This is a genomic window from Saonia sp., from assembly GCF_056326165.1.
Genome location: NZ_JBWFBN010000011.1, coordinates 19953 through 41397 on the forward strand (window position 1 = coordinate 19953; position 21445 = coordinate 41397).

Consider the following 21445-nt stretch of genomic DNA (forward strand, 5'->3'; position numbering starts at 1 on the left):
GCATTTTGGATTTTAAAGAACTCTTTTAATTAGTTTTCAATATTATTGTGTAGGTTATAATCACTTTCTCTATGGTTTTATTTTTTTCAGTTGTATCTTAGACGGTAATAGCTTCCCCATTTATATTACGCAAATACAATGAAAAAATTCTTATCCAAAATCTTGGTAATTGCTTTCATGTTATTTGGTGTTGCCTTTACAATGGCACAAAACTATCTAGATTTGGCAATCATTTCATATTCCAATACCCCATCCAATAGTTTTGAAACGGGTGAGCAATCTACCAAAGTAGAACAATTGGATATACAACTTGATTTCCCTTTTGTATTAAATGAAAAAACAGTATTCCTTACGGGTTTTTCAGCCCAGACAAATACCTTGTTATTGGATACTAGCCTTCCTTCCACAAGTACCGTGGGGTACATGGCTATGGAGTTTGGTCTCAATCTGGTTCATTCAAAAAAAGTATCTGGCACATACATGTTGATTCCAAGACTGTCTTCAGATTTTGGGAATATTCATAAAAAAGATGTTCAATTTGGAGTGCTTGGGTTGATAAGCATTAAAAAAACGGACCGCCTTTCCTATAAATTTGGGGTTTATGCAAATACAGAACGATTTGGGCCTTTAATAGTGCCCTTGTTAGGGGTTTATTATAAAAGTCCGAACAACAAATTTGAACTGAACGCCATTTTACCAGCTTCTGCGGATTTGAATTACAAACTAAACAAAAGCATATGGGCAGGCTTGTTTTTTGAAAGTCTTGCCGGGAGTTATCACCTTAACAATTCAACTTTTGGGAACAATGCAAGATATCTTAACAAATCCTCCAATGATTTTTATTTTTATTTGGGATTACCGTTAACCAAATCCTTAATCTTAAAAACTAAATTAGGGTATTCCATCGCCAGAAATTATCGATTGTTTGATGAAGATGACAAAGTAACCCTTTCTCTGAGCTCCATCTATTTTGGTGATGACAGGACCCAATTAAACCAGCGTTTTGATGATGGTATAATCGGTAAGTTTGAGCTTATATATAGGTTTCACTTTAAAGATTGAATGCTTTTATTTTGGGTGTTAATTCTACTACTGCTCCTTTTATTAGATTGTAATTCATATAGAAACATTTAGTATTTTTAAAGAACAATAAATAACTAAAAAAACCATGAAAATTACCCTAGTAAAATCATCAATTAAACTTATACTTCTATCCTTCTTAATTGGAGTTGTATTCAATAGTTCTGCCCAAGAAAAAGTTGGTGGACTTGCTCTTTATACGGTAAGAGATGCAATGGGAACAGATGCTATAGGCACCTTAAAGGCAGTAGCAGATGCCAATTACAAAAATATTGAAGCTGCTGGTTATAAAGATGGAGAGTATTATAATATGACACCATCTGCATTTAAAAGACTTTTAAAGCAAATGAAGTTGAAACCAATGAGTACGCACCAGTCTTCCATAACATTGGACAATGCAGATAAAGAATTTACTAGTGCTAAGGCTGCGGGTTTTAAGTATTTTGTTGTGCCAATTCCCCCAATGGGTCATTATGGAAGGGATGAGAACAACCAGCGAACAATGTTCATTACCAATGCCCAATTGGCAGAAATTCTTACCACGTTGGGGAAAAAAGCAAAAAAGCATGGGCTTAAATTGTTATACCACAATCATGATTTTGAATTTAAAAAAGATAAAGATGGAATTGTACCCATTGAATATCTGTTGGAGCACTGTGACCCAAAGTATGTAAACTTTCAAATGGATTTATACTGGGTAACCAAAGCTGGTGCAGACCCAATAGCCTATTTTAATAAATACCCAAAGCGATTTAAAAGTTGGCATGTAAAAGATATGGATGACCAAGGTAGGTTTGCCCCTGTTGGCACTGGCAGTATAGATTTTGCTGAAATTCTAGCCAACAAAAAGAAATCTGGAATGAAATATTACATGGTGGAGCAAGACAGAACCTTTACTATGGAACCTCTAGAGGCCATAAAAATGAGCCATAAGGGATTATTGAAATTTGGTTTTAAATAACAAAACAAATTGACAAAAGATATCTAACTTGTCATTCCATTTTTTACATAATCATTTAATTTTTTTAAAATTCTCTTTTAATTAACTCAAAAAACTACCCAATGAACACTTCTTTTATTAAATCGACTCTTAAACTTGTAATAATTACGCTCTTTTTAGGAGTGTCAACAATAAGTACCGCCCAAGAAAAATTTGGGGGATTAGCACTTTATACAGTAAGAGATGCAATGGGTACAGATGCCATTGGCACTTTAAAAGCTGTTGCCGATGCCGGATATAAAAACGTTGAAGCTGCTGGCTATAAAGATGGGAAATACTATAACATGACACCCTCTGCATTTAAAAAGTTACTAATGCAGATGAAGTTAAAACCATTGAGTACACACCAGTCTTCTATAACATTGGACAATGCAGATAAAGAATTTGCCAGTGCAAAAGCTGCTGGGTTTAAATATTTTGTGGTTCCCGTTCCTCCTATGGGCTATTTTAAATATTATCAAGAAACCCAGTCCATGGGTATGACGTGCAGTAACCAAGAACTTGCTACTGTTCTAACTACACTGGGTAAAAAAGCCAAAAAACATGGTCTTAAATTGTTATACCACAATCATGATTTTGAATTTAAAAAAGATAAGGATGGTGTTGTGCCGATTGAATATTTGTTGGAACACTGTGACCCAAAGTATGTAAACTTTCAGATGGATTTATTTTGGGTAACCAAAGCAGGTGCAGACCCAATAGCCTATTTTAATAAATACCCAAAACGCTTTAAAAGCTGGCATGTAAAAGATATGGATGACCAAGGTAGGTTTGCTCCTGTTGGTACTGGCAGCATAGATTTTACTGAAATTCTAGCCAACAAAAAGAAATCTGGAATGAAATACTATTTAGTAGAACAAGACAGAACTTTTAATGAAGAACCCCTAGAGGCAATTAAAATCAGTCATGCTGGGTTAAAGAAAATTGGGTTTAAATAATTTTAACGAGACCAAAGTTAAAAGGAGAAAACATTTAGTTTTCTCCTTTTTTTATGGAAAGTAAGTTTTACTGTTGCTATTCTGAACCATCTAGCAGTTCATATCCTTGGTTGATTCCCTTTTCAATAGCAGGCACACCGCGTTTCATCCATACTGGTTTTGGGGCATCTTTTAAATAGTGGTCAAAAAATTGGGCCATACGTAAGTTAAAATCTTTTCTGTTTTGAAGTTTTAAAGGCCAATGTGGTTCGCCATTATAATTTAAAAACCAAGACGGTTTGCCTAAACGTCTTAAACTAACAAAGAACTCAATTCCTTGATACCAAGGCACATGCCCATCAGCATCGTTATGCATAACCAAGAGGGGTGTGTTTATCTTATCCAAATTAAAAATGGGTGAATTTTCAATATATCTAGATGGGTACTCCCATGGTGTTCCTCCTAGCCTACTTTGTGTATGCTCGTATTGAAACTGCCTACTTAAACCTGTTCCCCAACGTATGCCTCCATAGGCACTAATCATATTGGGAACGGGAGCACCAGACTCTGCTGCCTTAAAAATATCTGTTTTTGTGACCAAGTACGCTATTTGATATCCTCCCCAGCTGTGTCCTTGCACACCAATATTATCCTTATCTACAAATCCTTTTTCTATTAAAGATGTAATTCCTGGAATTACACAATTATAGGCGCTCTCACCAGGGTATCCAATACGATAATACACATCTGGGTTAAAAATTACATAACCTCTACTTGTATAAAAGCTATAATTTATAGTTGACCGTCCATAAGAGGGTGCTCTGTGTCTAAAAAGTCCATTGGAGCTTTTTTCATAGAAATTTACGATCATTGGATACTTCTTGTTTGGGTCAAAGTCTTCCGGTTTTATGAGCATTCCCGTTAATTTTTTTCCATCTAGAGAAATCCAGCTTACAAGCTCAGATGTCCCCCAATTGTAGTTCTTTTGTTGTGGATTGGCATTACTTACTATGGCGTCCTTTTTAAAGCTTAAATCCGACACTCGGATATTTGGGAATTCCTGAAAAGACTCTCTAGTAAATATGAGGTTATTACCTAATTGAGATTTTATAGGTCTAGAATATCTATATGGTCCAGTTACAAATTGTTTTCCTCTATTGGACTTTGGAATAAATTCATAATAACCTGAATGTTTATTGACCTCATTGAAGGTGGAGAACAGCCATTTCTCATTCGTATCTAAAAATCGCTCTTCGTTATCCAGTCTTACATATCTATAGGTGGTTTTATCAGCTCTTCCATTTGTAAGCTTAGTGCTTGTTCCATCATTGGGGTTAAATTTCCAAATATCATATCGATCATAAATCAGAAGGGCTTCATCATTCTCTGTCCAACCAGCAATACCGTAAGAACTGGGATGCCTTGGTGAATCATTCAACTCATTATAAAAGAGTTTTCCCTTAGTTAAATCAACACGTTTTCCAGTGGCAATTCCGTAGGCGAACCATGTGCTATCTGCTGGACTATATCCATAAGCATATTTTCCTTCTGGGCTTAAACGTGCAGTTGAACCAATATTAGTCAATGCCTTTATTGTTTCTCCAGTAACCGTATTTACAACAGCATAATCGTTCGTCCATACCCCATTCCATTGGCTTTCTAACTGATATGGTTCTGGGTTACTTACTAGGGCATAAGGTGCATTTCCTTCATTTCCAAGCAATACATTAGGATAGGAAGTGGTTCCCAGTTGTACTAGTTGGTTACTATTGTTTAAATGAATAACTGTTTGGTATGCTTTCTCCTTGTCCTTTTTAACCTGAAGCTCTTGTACTGTATACAACCTTGGTTCATCATAGGTCCAAACTTCTACATTCACTATTTCATCATCGTTTAACAAAGTATCCTGAACAATTGCCGGAGTGGCCAAACCGAAGTATAATTTAGTCTCATCTTTAGAAAAACTGATTTTACCATCCGATGAAACCCTATATCCTTTGGGGCTAGAGGTACCGTCCAATAATTTCTCTGCCATAGAAGTACCATCTTTCCATATATAAAGCTCATTGGGCCTTACATATGCCTTTGTTGTATCATTATCAACAACAAAGCCCAGTTTTTTTCCTGACTCACTAAAATTTAATTGATAGTATTTGGATTTTTCTGCCTCATATACGTGTGTAAGCATTTCATTCTCCAAATTCATTATATAAACACCTGCTTTCATAAGGCTATCATTACCGGTGGTTACAAAAGATAATTGTTTCCCTTCTTTGGCAAAAACATAGTCTGTTACATATTTTATGGTGTCTTGCTTCTCAGAAATTAAATTTCTAATGACAAGATGGTAGCCATTGTCTTTTCCAACCTTTTTCAACTTTTTCTTTTTCTTCTTCTCATCTTTCTCTTTTTCATCAACCTTTTTATCTGCATTCTTTACCGTATCTTTTTTTGCTTTGATTTCCTCAAGTAAATATGCAATGTGGCTAGACCATTTTTTCGGGACTTTGTATGATTTTACATTTCCAATCTTAACAAGGCTTTCTTCTTTTAAATTGTAAATTCCCAAAGAGTCCTTTGGAAGCTTTTCCTTCTTTACTTTTCTTCTTTTCATATCTGCAATAGAATCTTTCCATGCTTTAATAGTAAACAACGCAAATCCAGAATTGTAAGTAAATTGGCCTTTCTCCGCCCTTTCATGTTTAAAAACAAGGTTAGTTTTAGCATCCTTGATTTTAAGTTGACTGTCCTTTTCGCCTTTTTCCAGAGAATACATTATAAAATTTCCATTATTGGAGATGGATTTATTTTTAATGGTGCTCCATAAATCAACATCGGAATGGTCCAGTACTTTTTTTTGCGAATAAATGCTTAATGAAAGGAATATTAAAAATGTAGAGATAACTAGCTTCATTATATTTGATGTTTGTTGGTAATTTCCTTCTGAAAATAGTCAATTAATATAACACCAAAAAACCCAAGTCTCTATTTTATGAGATTCTGAAAATACATAAATATTACGCACGTAATGTCCAAAACAAAACACCAACATTATAAAATCTATAAACCATGTGGCGTGCTTAGTCAGTTAAGTTCCAATAGTGAGAAACAACTTCAAAAAAAGAAGTTCTTGAGCAATTTGTATGACTTCCCAAAAGGAGTGATGCCCATTGGTCGCTTGGATGAGAAATCTGAAGGTCTATTGCTTCTCACAACTGATGGGAAACTGAGTGACACCATTAACCGTTCTGGTATGGAAAAAGAATACTATGCCCAATTGGATGGTGAAATAACCCATGAGGCTATAGATGAATTAACAATAGGAGTGGAAATTGGTTTTGAAGGCAAAAAGTACATTACCAAATCATGTCAAGCGAAAAAAATAGAAACCCCTAACCTACCAGAGCCTAATGAAAAAATACGTCTAGGAAGACACCGACCCAATTCATGGATAAGCATCACCATCACCGAAGGGAAGTTTAGACAGGTTCGCAAAATGACCGCTGCTGTGGGGTTTCCCACCCTTAGGCTAATAAGGGTTCGTGTTGGGAATATAGAATTAGGAAACCTTATGCCTGGGATTGTAGAACCTATGCCAGTTCTTTAATGACTTTTAAGGCTCTGTCTATTTCTTCTTTGGAATTATAAATGTGAACAGAGTGTCTCATCATTTCTGCTCCCACGGAGCGTGGCTGTAATTTTTCTTTTTCCCACATTGTTTTTTGTAAATCTGGGCCTGAAATTCCTGCGACAGTATAGGTTGTTATTCCTGCTGCCATATCCTCGTTGATGGAAGAATGTATAGTTACATGCCTCATTTCCTTTAATCCATTTCGTAAATAAGACCCTAGTTCCTTTATTCTAGAAATCCATCTATCATGTCCAATTGTATTAAAAAAATCCACCGCTGCATCAAAACCTGCCAACAAGGCCGCATTTCCTGTCCCTGTTTGCATCATTCTAAATCCGTGGTCTTCTTGGTTATCCCAGTTGTAACTGGCTATTGTTGTCCAAATAGTAGGTGCAACATCTTTATTAACATACAAAATACCACTCCCTGCGGGAGCCAATAACCATTTATGAAGACTGGAATAATAAGCATCGCATCCAATATCCTTTACATCCACCTTAATTTGACCCACACATTGCGCACCATCCAAAATGGTGAAAATTCCCCGCTTTTTTGCCTCAGCACAAATTTCCTTTACCGGCATTACTGTACCATAACCAGATACTATATGGGGTATCGCTATTACTTTGGTTTTTTTAGTGACTTCTTTAAAAATTGCATCAACCACCTCATTAGGGTCATTTGCAGGAACGGGCATTGTTGCTTGCTTATAAACACATCCCTTTCTTTTTGCCAACAATTGCCAAGCACCAAACCCACCACCATGCTCCTGATTAGTGTTTAATACCTCATCCCCTTTTTTTAAATCAAGACCCATCCCAACATAGTTCATCCCAAAAGTTGCATTTTGTGTAAGGGATAGTTCTTTAAAATCACAGTTAATAATTTTTCCCAACTTTGTACGTAACTCTTCATAAGGAAAATAACCTGTTAATAATTCTGGTCCCGAGCCATTTTTATAATCAATTGTTGCTGCTTGTTCGCCCCAATGCAGCATATGGTTCATCATGGTGTCTAGAACATAACCCGAAGAAGGTCCCATGGTGCCATTGTTAAAATAGGTCATTCCCTCTTTTAAAGGAAATTGCTTGCGCACCATTTTCCAATAATCCTCACCTAGTTCATTGTTCTTAGTCAAGTTTGTCAACGACCAATTTTTTTTCGCGTCAAATGACATAAAAGGCATTGATATTGCGGCAAGAGAACTGGTTTTAAGGAAGGATCTGCGTTGGTTCATAGGAAGTGTATTTTATCTTTTGCTAAATTTACAGAATAACTTAAAAAATTGGGGTTAGATATTCTTAATTATTGAATCCCTTTTTAACATATTTAATGACTGTACGTAGTACTTTTAAGTAGATTCATAATCCAAAAGAACACCTATTACTTATGAATAAATCAATACTAAGAATTAAAGTAGCTAGTATTTTTAGCCTTCTATTTGTTATTTTTCTTGCTGGATGCGTCTCCGCTACAGTTGCTACAAACCATACGACCACTTCTGCCCCATCAGAATCCATTTTGGATAATATTCTAAGAACCAAAACATTAAGAGTAGGTACTACAGGCGATTTTTCTCCCTTCACTTATCAATTAGATATTGAAAGTAATGCCTTTTATGGAGTAGATATTGAATTAGCCAAAGACTTGGCAAAATCCTTGGGCGTTGATGTTAAATTTGTTAAAACCACATGGCCTACACTAATGAAGGACTTAGCATCCAACAAGTTTGATATTGGCATGAGTGGTATAACTGTAAAACTTCCAAGACAACAACAAGCTCTTTTCAGTATTCCATTGCTCACTAGTGGAAAAGCAGCTATTACCAGAGATGAAAATGTTGATAAATATAAAAGTATAGCGGATATTAATAAAAAGGGAGTAAAAGTAATTGTGAATCCTGGCGGCACCAATGAAGAGTTTGCCATTGCCAACTTCCCAAATGCAACATTAATATATAATGATGACAACTTAAGTGTTTTTCAAAAAATTGTGGATGGCAAAGCAGACCTTATGGTTACCGATGCTGTTGAAACCCTTGTGCAAGAATTAATTCACACCGAATTGGAAGCTGTGAATCCAAAAGACCCTTTTAACTTTTTTGAAATGGGGTATTTACTGCCAAGAGACCACACTTTTAAAGCCTATATAGACCAATGGGTACACCTTAGACAAAAAGATGGTACTTACCAAAAAATATTTGATGCGGAGTTAGAGGGAATTAAAGTCAGAGCTTCTCAAAATTAACCTTATGTAAGCATTTAGGTAACCGTAACTGCATAGACCAAAACCTTATTCTCTTTTCCTTCTAAAACCAAGCCACCCAATTGGTTAAAAGTATATTCTGAGCCTTTCAATTGGCTTTTTAACTTTTTTGAAATCAAAAGTCCTTGATTATATTCATTACATTTACCCTGAATTCTTGCGGTCGTATTAATAGTGTCGCCATGATAGGCAATTTCCTTTTTATATTTACCAACTTCGGTGACAGTTACAATACCAGAATGTAAACCAGCTTTAAAAAATGGAAGACATCCATATTTATTCAGATATTCTTTTTGTTTTTGCACAAGTTGTATTTTAAAATTAAAATATGCATTGATACAATTCTGATTTCTTAGTCCGTCTTTTAATTCCCATGTTAAAATGACCTCATCACCTACATATTGATAAATTTCTGCCTCATTTCTCATAACCACACCTAAATCATTAAAACAATCTTGCATCATTTTACTATACATAATATGGCCTAGTTTTTCGGCATGGGCGGTAGATGATTTTAAATCTAAAAACATAAAAATACGCTCCTCCTCTCTTGGGGTATAAAATTTACCTGATAATAATTTCTTAAAATTATTCTCACCAATAAGTAAACTCACTTGCCTAAAAACAAGCATAAAGATATCCACACAAAGAATATAAAAATAAATTGCCGGACTACCAGGCTCCAACATAAAGGCTATCAACCCTTTGGTTTCTCCAAAAAAAGTAGTCACCATCACATAGGAAACCAAAATGAGCAATACCAAAAACAAAAAGGCAAAAAGCAGCCTAAGAAATATTAACTTGGCAATAGAAGTTTGTTTATAAATACGCTCTTCAGTAAGTATTTGTGCATAACCAGAAATACTTCCAAAGAAAGGGCCAAAAATAAAAGAAACAGTTACAGCTTCCCAAAATTGAAACGTTATGGAGCTTTTTTCAATAGTCCCCACACCTCTTACTACACACAAAAAAAGAAATGCCAGCGTCCAACCAATGATGTAGGTTAAAATAATCCTCCATCTATATTTGGCTCTGAATTTCATTGTTTATATACCCTTTTATACAAAGAGTAAAATAAGGGTTAGGATAATTCCGCCCAAAGTATAGTACAATCCTTTTTTAAAAGTGTCCGATTTTGGTAAAAACATAAAAAAGGCCGAGACAACAAAAAACAACAAAGAAACCCCAAAGAAAATATTCAACCAATATAGAGGGCTATCTGTAGTAGCTTTATGAATCTTGGTCATTTTATCCAAAACAAAAGGTAATTCCTTGGCATGTATTGTAGCCAAGCCAGTAATTTTATTATACTCACCGTTGGCAAAATAAACAACATCACCTTCTTCCTTTGTTACTTTAAAATTCTTAACTCTGGCAGCTCTTCCCAATTCTTCCATGGGCATATTGGGTTTCAATTGCTTTTCAACTACTTTTTCCTGTTTAAGAAAATCCGTGTTTCTAAAAATTAAAACAACTCCACTTAAGGCATACATTGCCATAATTCCTGCCAGGAAAAACCCCAAATAACGATGGATTATTCTCATATAAAATCCTGTAGATTTTTTTGCTTTAGCACTCATAATAAAATCTCTTTTTTGTATTTCCTTACTTCATATTTTATTATGCAATAATAAGAATATCTATTTATAAAATAGTGAACGTTTAGGTTGCTTCTATATATTTGTTGAAAACATACATGTGCATTCAAACAATCTTCATAATAAACCTTATGATTTTAAGGCATTAATAAAAAGTCATGAGAAACTTAAAGAATTTGTTTTCACAAACAACTACGGCACAAAAACTATAGATTTTTCTAACCCTAAGGCAGTTTTAGCACTAAACAAAGCCATTCTATTAGAGGATTATAAGCTAACGGATTGGGTGCTTCCCAAGGGCTATTTATGTCCTCCCATTCCTGGAAGAGCAGATTACATTCACCACATAGCAGATGTTATAGAAAGAGAAGGGTTTATTAGTTCTATAAAGGGGTTGGATATTGGTGTGGGTGCCAATTGCATTTACCCAATTTTGGGAACACAGATCTATGATTGGGCTATGGTTGGGGCAGATATTGACGAAACAGCAGTTGCATCTGCCAAAAACAATATTAAATTAAACCCTGTACTTTTAAATAAGATTGAAATAAGGCACCAACCAAACAATGCCAGTATTTTTGAAGGAATTATACAACCCAATGAGCACTTTCATTTTACACTCTGCAATCCTCCTTTTCATGCCTCCAAGGAAGAGGCAAGTAAAAGGTCGCTACAAAAAGTAAGTAATTTAAAAGGTACTGATACCCTAGAATTAAATTTTGGCGGACAAGCCAATGAGCTTTGGTGTAATGGAGGCGAAGCCTTGTTTATTAAGCGTATGATTAAGCAAAGTGTGGTTTTTTCCAAGCAAGTAGGTGTTTTTACGTGTTTGGTTTCTAAAAGCGAAAATCTACCTAAAATCAAAAAACAACTGAGCAAGCTAAATGCTGCTTATACAGTAATTCCCATGGAGCAAGGCCATAAGAAAAGTAGAATTGTTGCCTGGAAGTTCAAGTAAATATCTTATTACTGATTCTTCTATTAATTCAGTATATTTAAAAAAATATTGATACAAGTGCACCTATCGTTATCATTCATAAAAAAATAAATGAAATTTAAACTATTGTTATCTGCTCTCATTTTATTCTTGTCATTGACAAGCTTACACTCTCAAAAGCTAAATTTTTCATTCTCTGCCAATGTAGAAATAAGTAAAGACGTAAAAGAACAATTTAAAGAGGAAGGAAGGCTTTTCCTTTTCCTTTCTCAAAACCCAAATGCTGAACCTCGTACGCAGACATGGCCATCTCCAACCGAGAAAACATATATTTTCGCAAAAAATATTATTGGGTTAAAATCGAATGCCCTAATAACTATAAAGAATGATGGTGATTGGGTAGGCACAGTAGATTGGACTTTAGATGAAGTTCCTACCGGTGAGTACTATGTTCAAGTTTTATGGGATCAAGATTTTACGGAATCAAGAATTGATGCACCTGGGAATTTATTTAGTGAAACACAAAAAATAAATGTAAATCAGCCAACAAAAATTAATTTGGTGCTCAATCAGTCCATAGAAGCAAGAAGTATAAAAGAACACGATTTATCTCAAGTAGTTGACATTAAAAGTGAAGTGCTTTCTACTTGGTGGAAAAAACCTGTAAATTTAAAAGCTTCTGTTTTGCTACCACATGATTATGATGATAAAAAAGCGTATCCAATTAGATATAACGTAGCTGGATATGGTGGCAGATATACCAGAATTAATTATTTACTTAACAACGAAGGCTTTATGAAATGGTGGGAATCTAATGAAGCCCCTCAAATTATTACTGTTTTTTTAGATGGAGAAGGCCCATTTGGAGACTCTTATCAAATGGATTCGGAAAATAGCGGACCATATGGTAAAGCATTGATTACTGAACTTATTCCATATATTGAATCAAAATTTAGGGGAACAAATTCTGCAACTACTCGCTTTGTGGATGGATGTTCAACTGGTGGATGGGTTTCATTAGGATTACAATTGTACTATCCAGATTTTTTTAACGGTGTGTATTCATACAGCCCAGATGCAGTTGAGTTTGAAAACTACCAATTAATAAATATATATAAAGATAATAATGCCTATATAAATGAATTTGGGTACGATAGACCTGTAATGAGAAGTACTTTAGGAGAACCAATGCTATCTCTTAAAGAATTTATTCAATATGAGAATGTATTGGGCGCTTCCAATTCCTATCTCAATTCTGGTGGACAATTTAGTGCACATACTGCGCTATATAGTCCAAAAGGAAATAACGGTTTGCCGAAAGCATTATTTGACCCATTAACTGGTGAGATAGATTCGAACGTTGCTGAACATTGGAAAAAATATGATTTCAAAATACACGCTCAAAAGAACTGGGAAGTACTAGGACCAAAACTACAAGGGAAAATTTTTATTTGGATGGGAGATATGGACCACTTTTATTTAAATCCTGCCACAAGGAGCTTTGCAGATTTCATAAGTGGCACAACGAACCCTAAGTCAGATGCGGAAATAGTTTTTTCACCAATGGAAGGGCATTGTTCCCAATATTCTCACAAAGAAGTTTTACTTAAAATTCAAGAAAGAATTGACAGTATAAATAATAAATAAAAGAAGAATCATCCTAAATGTCTATATATTCAGCTAATGGATAACCATTTACGTTAAGCCTCTACCAACTCTTTCTTAGATTTTCTGTATAAATATGAGTTGAAAATACTACGTTTGGCAAAACGCATCTGTTTTGGTGAATTATTAAATTTGATAAACACATTTCTGTTTACACCAAAATACTCATAGGTAGTGCCATCCAAAAAAGTAATCTCTAATAACAATCCCTTATGCTGGTAATCAGCAATGCCAGATTCTGCAATGGTCTTGTTGTATTCTTCTAGATTGGCTGCTTTTGTCTCTGGAGCTATACTTACCAAAAAATGATACCCATCTATAATTTGGCGGCTCTTGGTTTCTGCTTCTTCTTTTTTAACATCTCCATCTTGGAACTTGTCTGGATGCCATTCTTTTACTAAATTTCTATAGGCAGTCTTTAGAGGTCTTAACTCAATTTCCTTTTCTACACCAAATAATTTCTTATACTCATTAACACGTTTCATATGGAGATTTTCTAAATGAGGCGCAAAATTACACCTTTTCCTTAGAAGGATAACCAAGTTCGTAGTCATTTTGAACAGAGTGAAGCGATTGTGAGAAATCCCATTGTCCTATCTTAGATTTTCAACATTACTATGTTTCTCATTTTGGATGACGCTTTTCATATTTTTATAGTTAATAAACTTTTTATAAGTATGTTCCCTTAAGCCTTGAATCTAAAAAACCCAAGTGCTAACTTAGTTACCTGTGCTGAACTATGTTTCAGTATCAGTCGATATAAATTATTAAAACAGATTTATATATTAGCGTTGGTGATAATTAGAGAAATGCTATTTGCATTCAATAGCTATAAAACGTAATGCATTTGTATTTAAGACCTATTCCATGAGAAGATCCGAAAATATTCCAGCTTCCTTAATCAATTTACGTATTGTTGTAGGTGAGACATTTGGAGCGAATAGGGCGACAATAATTGAAGACGCAAATCTTTCCGAAAAAATCCTGGCGTCATCAAGTAGCAGAGTATCCGTTGAAACAACTATGGCAGTTTGGGAATCTATTGTTCGCCAAACCAACTCTGAAGACATAGGATTAATTAGTGGGTCAAAAATTAGATTACAATTGGCTGGGGTTCTTGGTTATGTTATGATGAATTCTCCATCGTTACTGGTAGCAATTGAAAAATTATGTTTGTACCAACAGCTTGTTGCGTCAATCATATTCTGTGAAGTAATATATGAAGGGAATATAACTCGAATAGAATATACTATGCAAGAAGAATGGAAAGATAGCTTTAGATATACTGTAGATTTCACGCTTTCCGCCCTAGTTTTTATGATCAAAAATTGTTCGGTATTTCCTGTGTCTCCTACCAAAGTAGGGTTTCACTTTCCTAAACCTGCCAACTATAAAACGTATATAGAGCTATTTGAATTGACAGAAGTTGAATTTGGATGTGATAATTCATACATCACTTATTTAAGTGATGATTTAGATAATAAAGTATCTGGGTCTGATAACGACATGTTTAACCATTTTGAATCTATGCTATCTTATGCAGGAAGAGAGCATAATAGGTTAAACCAATATACAAGATCAGTAAAGAAAGCCATTGAAAAAAGCTTGGCGGCCGAAGCCCCAAGAATTGAAGACATTGCTCAAGAACTAGCTCTTAGTGTAAGAGGTTTACAGGCCAACTTAAAAAATGAAGGAACCACGTTTCAATCCATTCTAAAAAATGTTCGAAAAGAGTTGTCCATGGCTCAATTAAAAAATAACGAATTGAACATAACAGATGTAGCCTTTCTTACTGGGTTTTCTGACATCTCTGTTTTCTCTAGAAGCTTTAAAAAATGGACAGGACTCACTCCTTCCGACTTTAAAACGCAGCACTAACATTCAATAACATTCCTTGTTTTTTACGCAATGTATCAAACCTTTTGCGCAGATAGTCAAATGATTCTTTGTAAGTCAAAATACATTTGTACTATCATTCAAAACAAGAAATAGTGATAACAATCATCTTAGTAATAGTTGTTTTAATTGCAGGTTCGACCAGTATAATAGCTCAAAAAAAAATATTTTGAATTTGAGTTAGATTCCATTGCATACGCCTTGGATAGGTATAACACATAACTTTAAAGCGAGTGATATTGAATTGAATAGTCAAGTACATTCAATAAAATCTCTGAGTGTCTTTCCTACTTCTCATTTTACATTTCTATTAATAAAATTATTAAACAATGAAAACAAAAGAAATAATTAAACAGGTATTAAAATCACAATCTCTAAAGTTTATTGCATTTCTTTTTTTAACAAGCCATGTAATGGTATCCTGTCAAAAAGATGAAGGTACTAATCCAACATTCACAATAATGTTAAAAACAATTTCGGGAAATGAAATTAGCATGAATGGTATATGGTCTTCGGGATGTGTAGAAGCAAACAACAACATGATTATAAATGAATCTTTAAGTTTTAATAATGAAAATCTTCAGATCCATATTAAAGGATATGATGATTTACAATGCAATGGAGATCCTATTTTAAGTCAAGCCGTCATTATTACTTTTAACAATTCCGGCACCACAACTATTCGATTTAATGGCAATCAAGTAATTGTCAATAAAATTGATGGAACTGCGACTTATAGTGATGGACGAGAGGAAGCATTTAAGCAAGTATTCTTTATAGATGATACGGGCAATAATTTGTATATGCATCATGCGCTTTTTGGAAATGATGGAGGAGAAGTAGATACCGAAGGTTATCCAACAGAAATTATTCCTATTCCAATAACAAAAACCAACTAAAAAAGGCGTCTACTGACTATTCATCATATTACAAACCATTTAAAAACAGTAATTAATAACATTAAAAGTTTATCATGAAAAGTATTTACTTAACGCTCGCAATCATAGGCCTCATAGTGCCTAACTATTTTATTGGTCAGTTTATCATGACTCATGGTTTTGATTTTTCACTATTCGCTAATCAATTATTTTCAAATTTTGCCGATTCGGCATTTAGTGTTGATTTGCTTTTATGTTCTTCCTTTTTCTGGTATTATATGTATACCAAACGTAATGCAAATAATAAGCATTCTATTTGGGCATATATTTTTCTAAATCTAATGTTAGGATTATCCTTTGCTTTTCCACTCTATTTATACAAGCAAAGTATTTCTATAAATGAATAAATTATGAATCTTTCAAACATATTTTTAAGCTTTCATTTTTGCATATTTTTTTATAAACCCTACTGGTTCCAGCAAAGATGAAGCTCTTAGTAATGTTAAAAAAAATGAAAGTTGACCACATATTTATATTCTCAAATGAAAATGGAAAAGAAGCCAATGAATTAGTTGAATTGGGTTTTACTGAAGGAAGTAGTCGGATTCATAAAGGTCAAGGAACAATAAATCGAAAATTTTATTTTGAGAATTTTTATCTTGAAATACTCTGGGTCAATAATAAAAGTGAAATTACAAGTGAATTAACTTCTGGTACAAAATTATGGGAACGCTCGAACTTTAAAACAAACGGAAAATCGCCTTATGGATTATGTTTAAAGAATACTTCAGATGTTAACTCATTATTTTCTGCTAGTCAAAAATATTTTCCTGAGTATCTCCCCAAAGGATTATCAATTGATATTTTGACAAATGACACCAAAGCATCCTTGCCTTGGACTTTTAGATTACCATTTAAACCAGAAACAAAAAAAGCAAAGGAAGAAACTAAGCACAAAAATGGAATTCAAAAATTAACCAAAGTAAAATTCGGAATTCAGGAATCTGATTTTAAGGCTAGTTTTACCAATTATTTTGAAAGAGAAGGGGTGGTTGTTTTTGAGGTAAAAAACAAAAATCAAATGACACTTGTATTTGACAATCATCAAAGTGGGAAAAGCATATGTATCTCTAGTTTAAATTTAATAATAGAATACTAATAAAAATAAATTTCAAATATCGGCTATGAATGCAGTTACACTAAGTATTTTTATTTGGGGAATCTATGTATTGCTAATTGGTATACTTCTACTTTTTATACCTGACAAAACACTGAGCCTTTTTGGACATGAGAAACCAAAAGATCATTGGATTAGAGTTGTTGGAATAATTGCCCTCTCTCTGGGATACTTTTATTTGAATTCTGCACAAAATGAAGTTTATAGTTTTTATTGGGCATCTGTTTATGCACGAATTGTTGGGTTAATAGGGTTTTCGGGATTAGTGGTTTTTAAAATTGCCAAGCCAAAAATCATCCTTTTCGGATTTATTGATATCATCGGAGCAGTTTGGACTTTATTAACTCTGACATACTTAAAACACTGATTTCATTTACTTAATGAAAAATACTCTTCTTAAAATCAACAATAATACCTTTTAAATAAATCAAAAATGAATAGAAAATACTATATCACCGCTATAATCATCATTTCAACTTTAAATATTTATAGTCAGAAGTCATTTCAAGGACAATTAATAGAAAGTAAATCAAAACAACCTCTACCGTGGGTAAATATTGGGGTAATTGGAAAAAACATAGGAACAGTTTCTGATGAAATGGGAAATTTTAAATTAGATTTTAGTGAAAATCAAAGTTATGATACATTAAGAATTTCAATGATTGGCTACAAAGATTTACTTTTTACTGTCATTGATTTTAAAAGTAGAATTCTTGAAAATCCTATTCTACAATTAGTAGAAGAAGCAATTCAATTAGACGAAGTAGTTATATCAAATAAAGAAAAAAAAGAAGTTGTTTTGGGAAATACTTCCATAACAAATAATTCGGTTTTTGGGTTTCAATCTAACGAGTTGGGCAATGAAATAGGAACACTAATTAAAATTGAAGAAGGCCCCATATATATTAAAAAAGTTAATATAAACATCTATAAAAACCATCTCAAACGATTCAATTTCAGGCTAAACATATATAATTTAAAAAATGGGATTCCATATGAAACAATTCTTAATAAAAACATTATTGTTGAATGCAAGAAGAATAAAGGTCTTTTTATAGTAGATATAAGTGATTATAATATTGTTGTAGATGAGGATATTTTCGTTTCTATGGAATGGATAGAAAATTTAAGCCATAAAGATTTATATTTTTCAACCTCTCTGGGTGGTTCAACAACATTTACAAGACATGCGAGTCAAGCAAGTTGGGTGGAAATTGAAAACATGAGTTTAGGATTGAATATTAGTGTAACATATTAGTTAAGAAATTTAATTATTGTAAAAAACTAATGCCAACAAAACTTATAATCTATAGTTGCCCATCCCATAACCCCAAAATCCTTACTTTTATGTGGGTGGTTCGAGGACTAAAAACCCTGCCTGATTTCCCGCTACTAGGTTATAGCCGAGCCGATAACGAAATCTCTCAAAAATTATATAAATTCTGGTGTACAAAATCTTATAAACAAGCACTAAGCAATGGTTCTACCAATCAATAGGTCTGTAGTCTTTTAAAAATTTGCCGCTCCAATGCTTTCCTGTATTAATACCATCAATTAATGGATCCATTACTCTGGCCGCACCATCAACAATGTCCAAGGGAGGTTGAAAATCATGCAACTCTTCTTTCTTCTTGGCCAATTCTGTGGGGTCTTCATCTGTAACCCAACCCGTATCCACAGCATTAATGTATATACCATTTTTGGCCAAACTACCTGCAGCAGTATGTGTAAGCATATTAAGGGCCGCTTTTGCCATGTTGGTATGTGGGTGACGATCTTCCTTAAAAAACCGATGAAATTTGCCTTCCATAGCAGAAACATTTATAATATGTTTCTTACCTGTATTCTCCTCTTTCATCAATTCTGATAAACGATTGCACAACACAAAAGGTGCAACGGAATTCACTAATTGAACCTCTATCATTTCAGTGGTTTCTATCTCTCCCAATTTTAAACGCCAGCTGTTGGTTTTTCTTAAATCTACCTGTTGTAAATCAGCATCCAATTCACCTTCTGGGAATACTTCGCTTGCTTGTAAAGAATTGTCAAAACTATAGGGAATCTGAGATAATTTAGCCGAAGCACGTATTCCAATTCCTGGCTCTGGGCCATGCCATGTTACGGGCATATTTTGATTGGGTGAGGCTGTCGTGGTCAGTTGCTTTAACTCGGTTAGACAAGCAACATGATCACTTAATAAATCCGCAGCGTATTTGGGTAAAGAATCTATGGGTCGTTCCTCATTAGGCATTAGATGCTGATAAAATCCTGCGGGTCTCCGTACGGTCTGCGCGGCATTATTGATTAAGATGTCTAACCGATTATACTTCTGCTCAATATAATTACAAAAAATCTCTACGCTTGGGATATGACGCAAATCCAAACCATGGATTTTTAGACGATGTCCCCATTGTGAAAAATCCTCTTCTTTAGAATAACGTAGGGCAGAGTCAGCCGGGAATCTTGTAGTAGCAACAACTGTTGCACCAGCGCGCAATAACATTAAGGTGATATGATATCCTATTTTTAAGCGTGAGCCAGTTATAACGGCTACTTGCCCATCTAAATCGCATGTTTGAAAACGTTTAGCATAATTATAATCACCACAGTCCGTACACATGGTATCATAAAAATGGTGAAGCTTGGTGAACATGGTCTTGCATACATAGCAATTCCTTGCCGATTCCAATTCTGGTGTCTCCTTGGTTAAATCTGCCGCAGGCAATAATTTTGGTGCAACAAAGACTGTGGCCTCACGGGCACTGCGTATTCCTGTAATTTTCCGTGCGTTTTTATCTTTTGCTGCTTGCTTACGTTTTTGAGCCTTTTTTGCGTCTTTCTTTCTTCTGGAAAACTCGTCCCTACTAGGTCTGGAAAGCTTTCCCGAAGCAATTAATAGTGCTGTACGTTTATCCTTGGGGATTTCAAATATATCATTGGTATTATTCACCAACTGCTCCAATAAGGCAATGCACTTATCAACCTCTTCTTCCGTAATTGTGCTTTCTTTGTATTTATCACCCTCTGACATAAACCTGTATGCTGTATTACTTTCGTTTATTCCTTTTATTATAATTTTTATCCCCTTTGGTTTTGGGCTTTTTATACTTTTGCTTTATAATACGCTTATAAGAACCACCCTGGTTTATTTTCTTGTTCTTTTCCGCTTTCTCATGAAAACTAGCTCCGCGTTCCTCTAATTCCGATTTATTAGGGTTGTTGCGCTCCATTATTTTTGGCCGTTCATCTGCCGTTAACTCTTTGGATACTTCAACTGATGCAGGCAGTTCATTTTTAGGAATTTTGAGCTCCATCAATTTTTCAATAGCCTCTTTACTTTCCCTTTCCTTCTCCGTATAAAACAACAGTGAGGTTCCCTCCTTCTTTGCTCTACCCGTTCTGCCAATCCTATGCATATAGTTTTCTGGAAAACTGGGCGTATCAAAATTTATGACATGGGAAATCTCATCCAAATCCAATCCACGAGCCATAACATCAGTAGCCACCAATATTCTGTTTTTACCTTCATCAAACTGGCGAATGGAACGTATCCTATAATTTTGGGTTTTATTGGAGTGAATCAGGCATATTTCTTCACTAAAAAATTCTTCCAAATTTTTAAATAAGAGGTCGGCACTTCTTTTGTTTGAAACAAAGACCAGTACCTTATGAAACTCTTCCACATTTTGAAGCAAATGCACCAATAGATTTACTTTGGTATAAAAATTAGGAACAGCATAACAATGCTGGGATATATTATCCAAAGGCGTACCACTGACTGCTACGGAAACTTTTTGGGTTCCTTTAAAAAAATCCTGAATAAGGGTTTCAATCTCATTGGTCATAGTAGCAGAAAACATAATGTTTTGCCTTCTTTCCGGTAGCAAATCAAAAATATTGGTGAGTTGAAAACGGAAACCTAAATCTAGCATCACATCTACTTCATCAATCACCATTTTTTTAACTGACTTTAATTGCAGGGCTTTACACAAAACCAAATCGTACAAACGCCCTGGAGTTGCCACCACAATATCCGCACCTTCGGCCAAGGCTTCTTTTTGCCTATTCATATTAGTACCCCCATAAACCCCTGCAACACGAACAGATGAATATTTACCAAACCTTTCTATTTCTTCTACTACCTGTATCACTAACTCACGTGTTGGCACAACGACCAAGACTCTGGGGTGTAACTCCTTTGAAAAAGGAAGCGTCTGCAATATGGGCAGCATATAGGCAAAGGTTTTTCCTGTACCTGTTTGCGCAATACCAATAACATCTTTCCCAGACATAACCACAGAAAATGCCTGTGCTTGGATTGGAGTGGGTTTCTCAAAACCCAAATCTATTATGGCATTCCTTAATTGGTTATTGATTTTAAATTCTGAAAAAGATTCCATA

At 34.5% G+C, this 21445-nt stretch carries 20 protein-coding genes; 13 read left to right on the forward strand and 7 right to left on the reverse strand.

Translation table 11 applies throughout. From position 1 onward, the window contains the following. The first annotated feature begins 138 nt into the window (after positions 1-138). The 3 genes from AC000W_RS10750 to AC000W_RS10760 all read left to right on the forward strand — a co-directional run bounded on the left by AC000W_RS10750 (position 139) and on the right by AC000W_RS10760 (position 3018). Positions 139-1062: a DUF6268 family outer membrane beta-barrel protein gene (locus AC000W_RS10750; RefSeq protein ID WP_474748208.1), complete on the forward strand. Its 924-nt coding sequence runs from the start codon at positions 139-141 to the stop codon at positions 1060-1062. Positions 1063-1168: 106 nt separating this feature from the next. Next, positions 1169-2041: a sugar phosphate isomerase/epimerase family protein gene (locus AC000W_RS10755; protein WP_474748210.1), complete on the forward strand. Its 873-nt coding sequence runs from the start codon at positions 1169-1171 to the stop codon at positions 2039-2041. A 101-nt stretch (positions 2042-2142) separates the two neighbouring features. After that, positions 2143-3018: a sugar phosphate isomerase/epimerase family protein gene (locus AC000W_RS10760; RefSeq protein ID WP_474748211.1), complete on the forward strand. Its 876-nt coding sequence runs from the start codon at positions 2143-2145 to the stop codon at positions 3016-3018. Between the two features lie 76 nt (positions 3019-3094). Here AC000W_RS10760 and AC000W_RS10765 read toward each other — a convergent pair whose 3' ends face one another. After that, positions 3095-5911 (reverse strand): alpha/beta hydrolase family protein, encoded by a 2817-nt coding sequence (locus AC000W_RS10765; protein ID WP_474748213.1) that lies wholly within the window; start codon positions 5909-5911, stop codon positions 3095-3097. Positions 5912-6025: 114 nt separating this feature from the next. Here AC000W_RS10765 and AC000W_RS10770 point away from each other — a divergent pair, with 114 nt between their 5' ends. After that, positions 6026-6604, forward strand: coding sequence for a pseudouridine synthase (locus AC000W_RS10770; protein ID WP_474748215.1), 579 nt, complete (start codon positions 6026-6028; stop codon positions 6602-6604). On the opposite strand, the gene AC000W_RS10775 is transcribed toward AC000W_RS10770, so the two are convergent. Continuing rightward, the gene (locus tag AC000W_RS10775; RefSeq protein WP_474748217.1) at positions 6588-7865 is read right to left on the reverse strand and encodes an aminotransferase class V-fold PLP-dependent enzyme; all 1278 of its coding nucleotides are present in this window, start codon (positions 7863-7865) and stop codon (positions 6588-6590) included. The genes AC000W_RS10770 and AC000W_RS10775 overlap by 17 nt on opposite strands. 152 nt (positions 7866-8017) lie before the next feature. Here AC000W_RS10775 and AC000W_RS10780 point away from each other — a divergent pair, with 152 nt between their 5' ends. Then, positions 8018-8875: a transporter substrate-binding domain-containing protein gene (locus tag AC000W_RS10780; RefSeq protein ID WP_474748219.1), complete on the forward strand. Its 858-nt coding sequence runs from the start codon at positions 8018-8020 to the stop codon at positions 8873-8875. Between the two features lie 14 nt (positions 8876-8889). On the opposite strand, the gene AC000W_RS10785 is transcribed toward AC000W_RS10780, so the two are convergent. Together AC000W_RS10785 and AC000W_RS10790 are read right to left on the reverse strand one after the other, a co-directional pair. Then, complete coding sequence (locus tag AC000W_RS10785; RefSeq protein WP_474748221.1) at positions 8890-9936, reverse strand: adenylate/guanylate cyclase domain-containing protein; 1047 nt, start codon at positions 9934-9936, stop codon at positions 8890-8892. Between the two features lie 15 nt (positions 9937-9951). Further along, the gene (locus AC000W_RS10790) at positions 9952-10473 is read right to left on the reverse strand and encodes a PepSY domain-containing protein (protein WP_474748223.1); all 522 of its coding nucleotides are present in this window, start codon (positions 10471-10473) and stop codon (positions 9952-9954) included. A gap of 118 nt (positions 10474-10591) precedes the next feature. Here AC000W_RS10790 and rlmF point away from each other — a divergent pair, with 118 nt between their 5' ends. Together rlmF and AC000W_RS10800 are read left to right on the forward strand one after the other, a co-directional pair. Then, positions 10592-11449: a 23S rRNA (adenine(1618)-N(6))-methyltransferase RlmF gene (rlmF, locus tag AC000W_RS10795; protein ID WP_474748225.1), complete on the forward strand. Its 858-nt coding sequence runs from the start codon at positions 10592-10594 to the stop codon at positions 11447-11449. 90 nt (positions 11450-11539) lie between these two features. Further along, on the forward strand, positions 11540-13075 hold the full coding sequence (locus AC000W_RS10800; RefSeq protein WP_474748226.1) for an alpha/beta hydrolase-fold protein: 1536 nt from the start codon (positions 11540-11542) through the stop codon (positions 13073-13075). A gap of 53 nt (positions 13076-13128) precedes the next feature. Here AC000W_RS10800 and AC000W_RS10805 read toward each other — a convergent pair whose 3' ends face one another. Beyond that, a complete protein-coding gene (locus AC000W_RS10805; protein WP_474748228.1) occupies positions 13129-13578 on the reverse strand; it encodes a KTSC domain-containing protein in 450 nt (149 codons plus the stop codon). Positions 13579-13960: 382 nt separating this feature from the next. Here AC000W_RS10805 and AC000W_RS10810 point away from each other — a divergent pair, with 382 nt between their 5' ends. The 6 genes from AC000W_RS10810 (at position 13961) to AC000W_RS10835 (ending at position 18302) form a co-directional block, all read left to right on the forward strand. Then, on the forward strand, positions 13961-14971 hold the full coding sequence (locus tag AC000W_RS10810; protein WP_474748230.1) for an AraC family transcriptional regulator: 1011 nt from the start codon (positions 13961-13963) through the stop codon (positions 14969-14971). Positions 14972-15318: 347 nt separating this feature from the next. Beyond that, positions 15319-15888, forward strand: a complete 570-nt coding sequence (locus tag AC000W_RS10815; RefSeq protein ID WP_474748232.1) for a hypothetical protein — start codon at positions 15319-15321, stop codon at positions 15886-15888. 74 nt (positions 15889-15962) lie between these two features. Further along, positions 15963-16274, forward strand: a complete 312-nt coding sequence (locus tag AC000W_RS10820; protein WP_474748234.1) for a DUF2834 domain-containing protein — start codon at positions 15963-15965, stop codon at positions 16272-16274. Between the two features lie 92 nt (positions 16275-16366). Beyond that, a complete protein-coding gene (locus tag AC000W_RS10825) occupies positions 16367-17026 on the forward strand; it encodes a VOC family protein (RefSeq protein WP_474748236.1) in 660 nt (219 codons plus the stop codon). Positions 17027-17051: 25 nt separating this feature from the next. After that, positions 17052-17411 (forward strand): hypothetical protein, encoded by a 360-nt coding sequence (locus AC000W_RS10830; protein ID WP_474748238.1) that lies wholly within the window; start codon positions 17052-17054, stop codon positions 17409-17411. Between the two features lie 66 nt (positions 17412-17477). Then, the gene (locus AC000W_RS10835) at positions 17478-18302 is read left to right on the forward strand and encodes a carboxypeptidase-like regulatory domain-containing protein (protein ID WP_474748240.1); all 825 of its coding nucleotides are present in this window, start codon (positions 17478-17480) and stop codon (positions 18300-18302) included. A 225-nt stretch (positions 18303-18527) separates the two neighbouring features. Here AC000W_RS10835 and AC000W_RS10840 read toward each other — a convergent pair whose 3' ends face one another. Together AC000W_RS10840 and AC000W_RS10845 are read right to left on the reverse strand one after the other, a co-directional pair. Continuing rightward, on the reverse strand, positions 18528-20075 hold the full coding sequence (locus tag AC000W_RS10840) for an SDR family NAD(P)-dependent oxidoreductase (protein WP_474748242.1): 1548 nt from the start codon (positions 20073-20075) through the stop codon (positions 18528-18530). Between the two features lie 16 nt (positions 20076-20091). After that, positions 20092-21444, reverse strand: coding sequence for a DEAD/DEAH box helicase (locus AC000W_RS10845; protein WP_474748244.1), 1353 nt, complete (start codon positions 21442-21444; stop codon positions 20092-20094). Position 21445: the final 1 nt, after the last annotated feature.

Bases quoted from the DNA above. Each gene is read 5' to 3' on its own strand.
- AC000W_RS10750 (WP_474748208.1), top strand. From the start codon at position 139: ATGAAAAAATTCTTATCCAAAATCTTGGTAATTGCTTTCATGTTATTT.
- AC000W_RS10760 (WP_474748211.1), top strand. From the start codon at position 2,143: ATGAACACTTCTTTTATTAAATCGACTCTTAAACTTGTAATAATTACG.
- AC000W_RS10845 (WP_474748244.1), bottom strand. From the start codon at position 21,444: ATGGAATCTTTTTCAGAATTTAAAATCAATAACCAATTAAGGAATGCC.
- AC000W_RS10840 (WP_474748242.1), bottom strand. From the start codon at position 20,075: ATGTCAGAGGGTGATAAATACAAAGAAAGCACAATTACGGAAGAAGAG.
- AC000W_RS10805 (WP_474748228.1), bottom strand. From the start codon at position 13,578: ATGAAACGTGTTAATGAGTATAAGAAATTATTTGGTGTAGAAAAGGAA.
- AC000W_RS10780 (WP_474748219.1), top strand. From the start codon at position 8,018: ATGAATAAATCAATACTAAGAATTAAAGTAGCTAGTATTTTTAGCCTT.
- AC000W_RS10820 (WP_474748234.1), top strand. From the start codon at position 15,963: ATGAAAAGTATTTACTTAACGCTCGCAATCATAGGCCTCATAGTGCCT.
- AC000W_RS10800 (WP_474748226.1), top strand. From the start codon at position 11,540: ATGAAATTTAAACTATTGTTATCTGCTCTCATTTTATTCTTGTCATTG.
- AC000W_RS10790 (WP_474748223.1), bottom strand. From the start codon at position 10,473: ATGAGTGCTAAAGCAAAAAAATCTACAGGATTTTATATGAGAATAATC.
- AC000W_RS10770 (WP_474748215.1), top strand. From the start codon at position 6,026: ATGTCCAAAACAAAACACCAACATTATAAAATCTATAAACCATGTGGC.
- AC000W_RS10815 (WP_474748232.1), top strand. From the start codon at position 15,319: ATGAAAACAAAAGAAATAATTAAACAGGTATTAAAATCACAATCTCTA.
- AC000W_RS10755 (WP_474748210.1), top strand. From the start codon at position 1,169: ATGAAAATTACCCTAGTAAAATCATCAATTAAACTTATACTTCTATCC.
- AC000W_RS10775 (WP_474748217.1), bottom strand. From the start codon at position 7,865: ATGAACCAACGCAGATCCTTCCTTAAAACCAGTTCTCTTGCCGCAATA.
- AC000W_RS10810 (WP_474748230.1), top strand. From the start codon at position 13,961: ATGAGAAGATCCGAAAATATTCCAGCTTCCTTAATCAATTTACGTATT.
- AC000W_RS10765 (WP_474748213.1), bottom strand. From the start codon at position 5,911: ATGAAGCTAGTTATCTCTACATTTTTAATATTCCTTTCATTAAGCATT.
- AC000W_RS10825 (WP_474748236.1), top strand. From the start codon at position 16,367: ATGTTAAAAAAAATGAAAGTTGACCACATATTTATATTCTCAAATGAA.
- AC000W_RS10835 (WP_474748240.1), top strand. From the start codon at position 17,478: ATGAATAGAAAATACTATATCACCGCTATAATCATCATTTCAACTTTA.
- AC000W_RS10785 (WP_474748221.1), bottom strand. From the start codon at position 9,936: ATGAAATTCAGAGCCAAATATAGATGGAGGATTATTTTAACCTACATC.
- AC000W_RS10830 (WP_474748238.1), top strand. From the start codon at position 17,052: ATGAATGCAGTTACACTAAGTATTTTTATTTGGGGAATCTATGTATTG.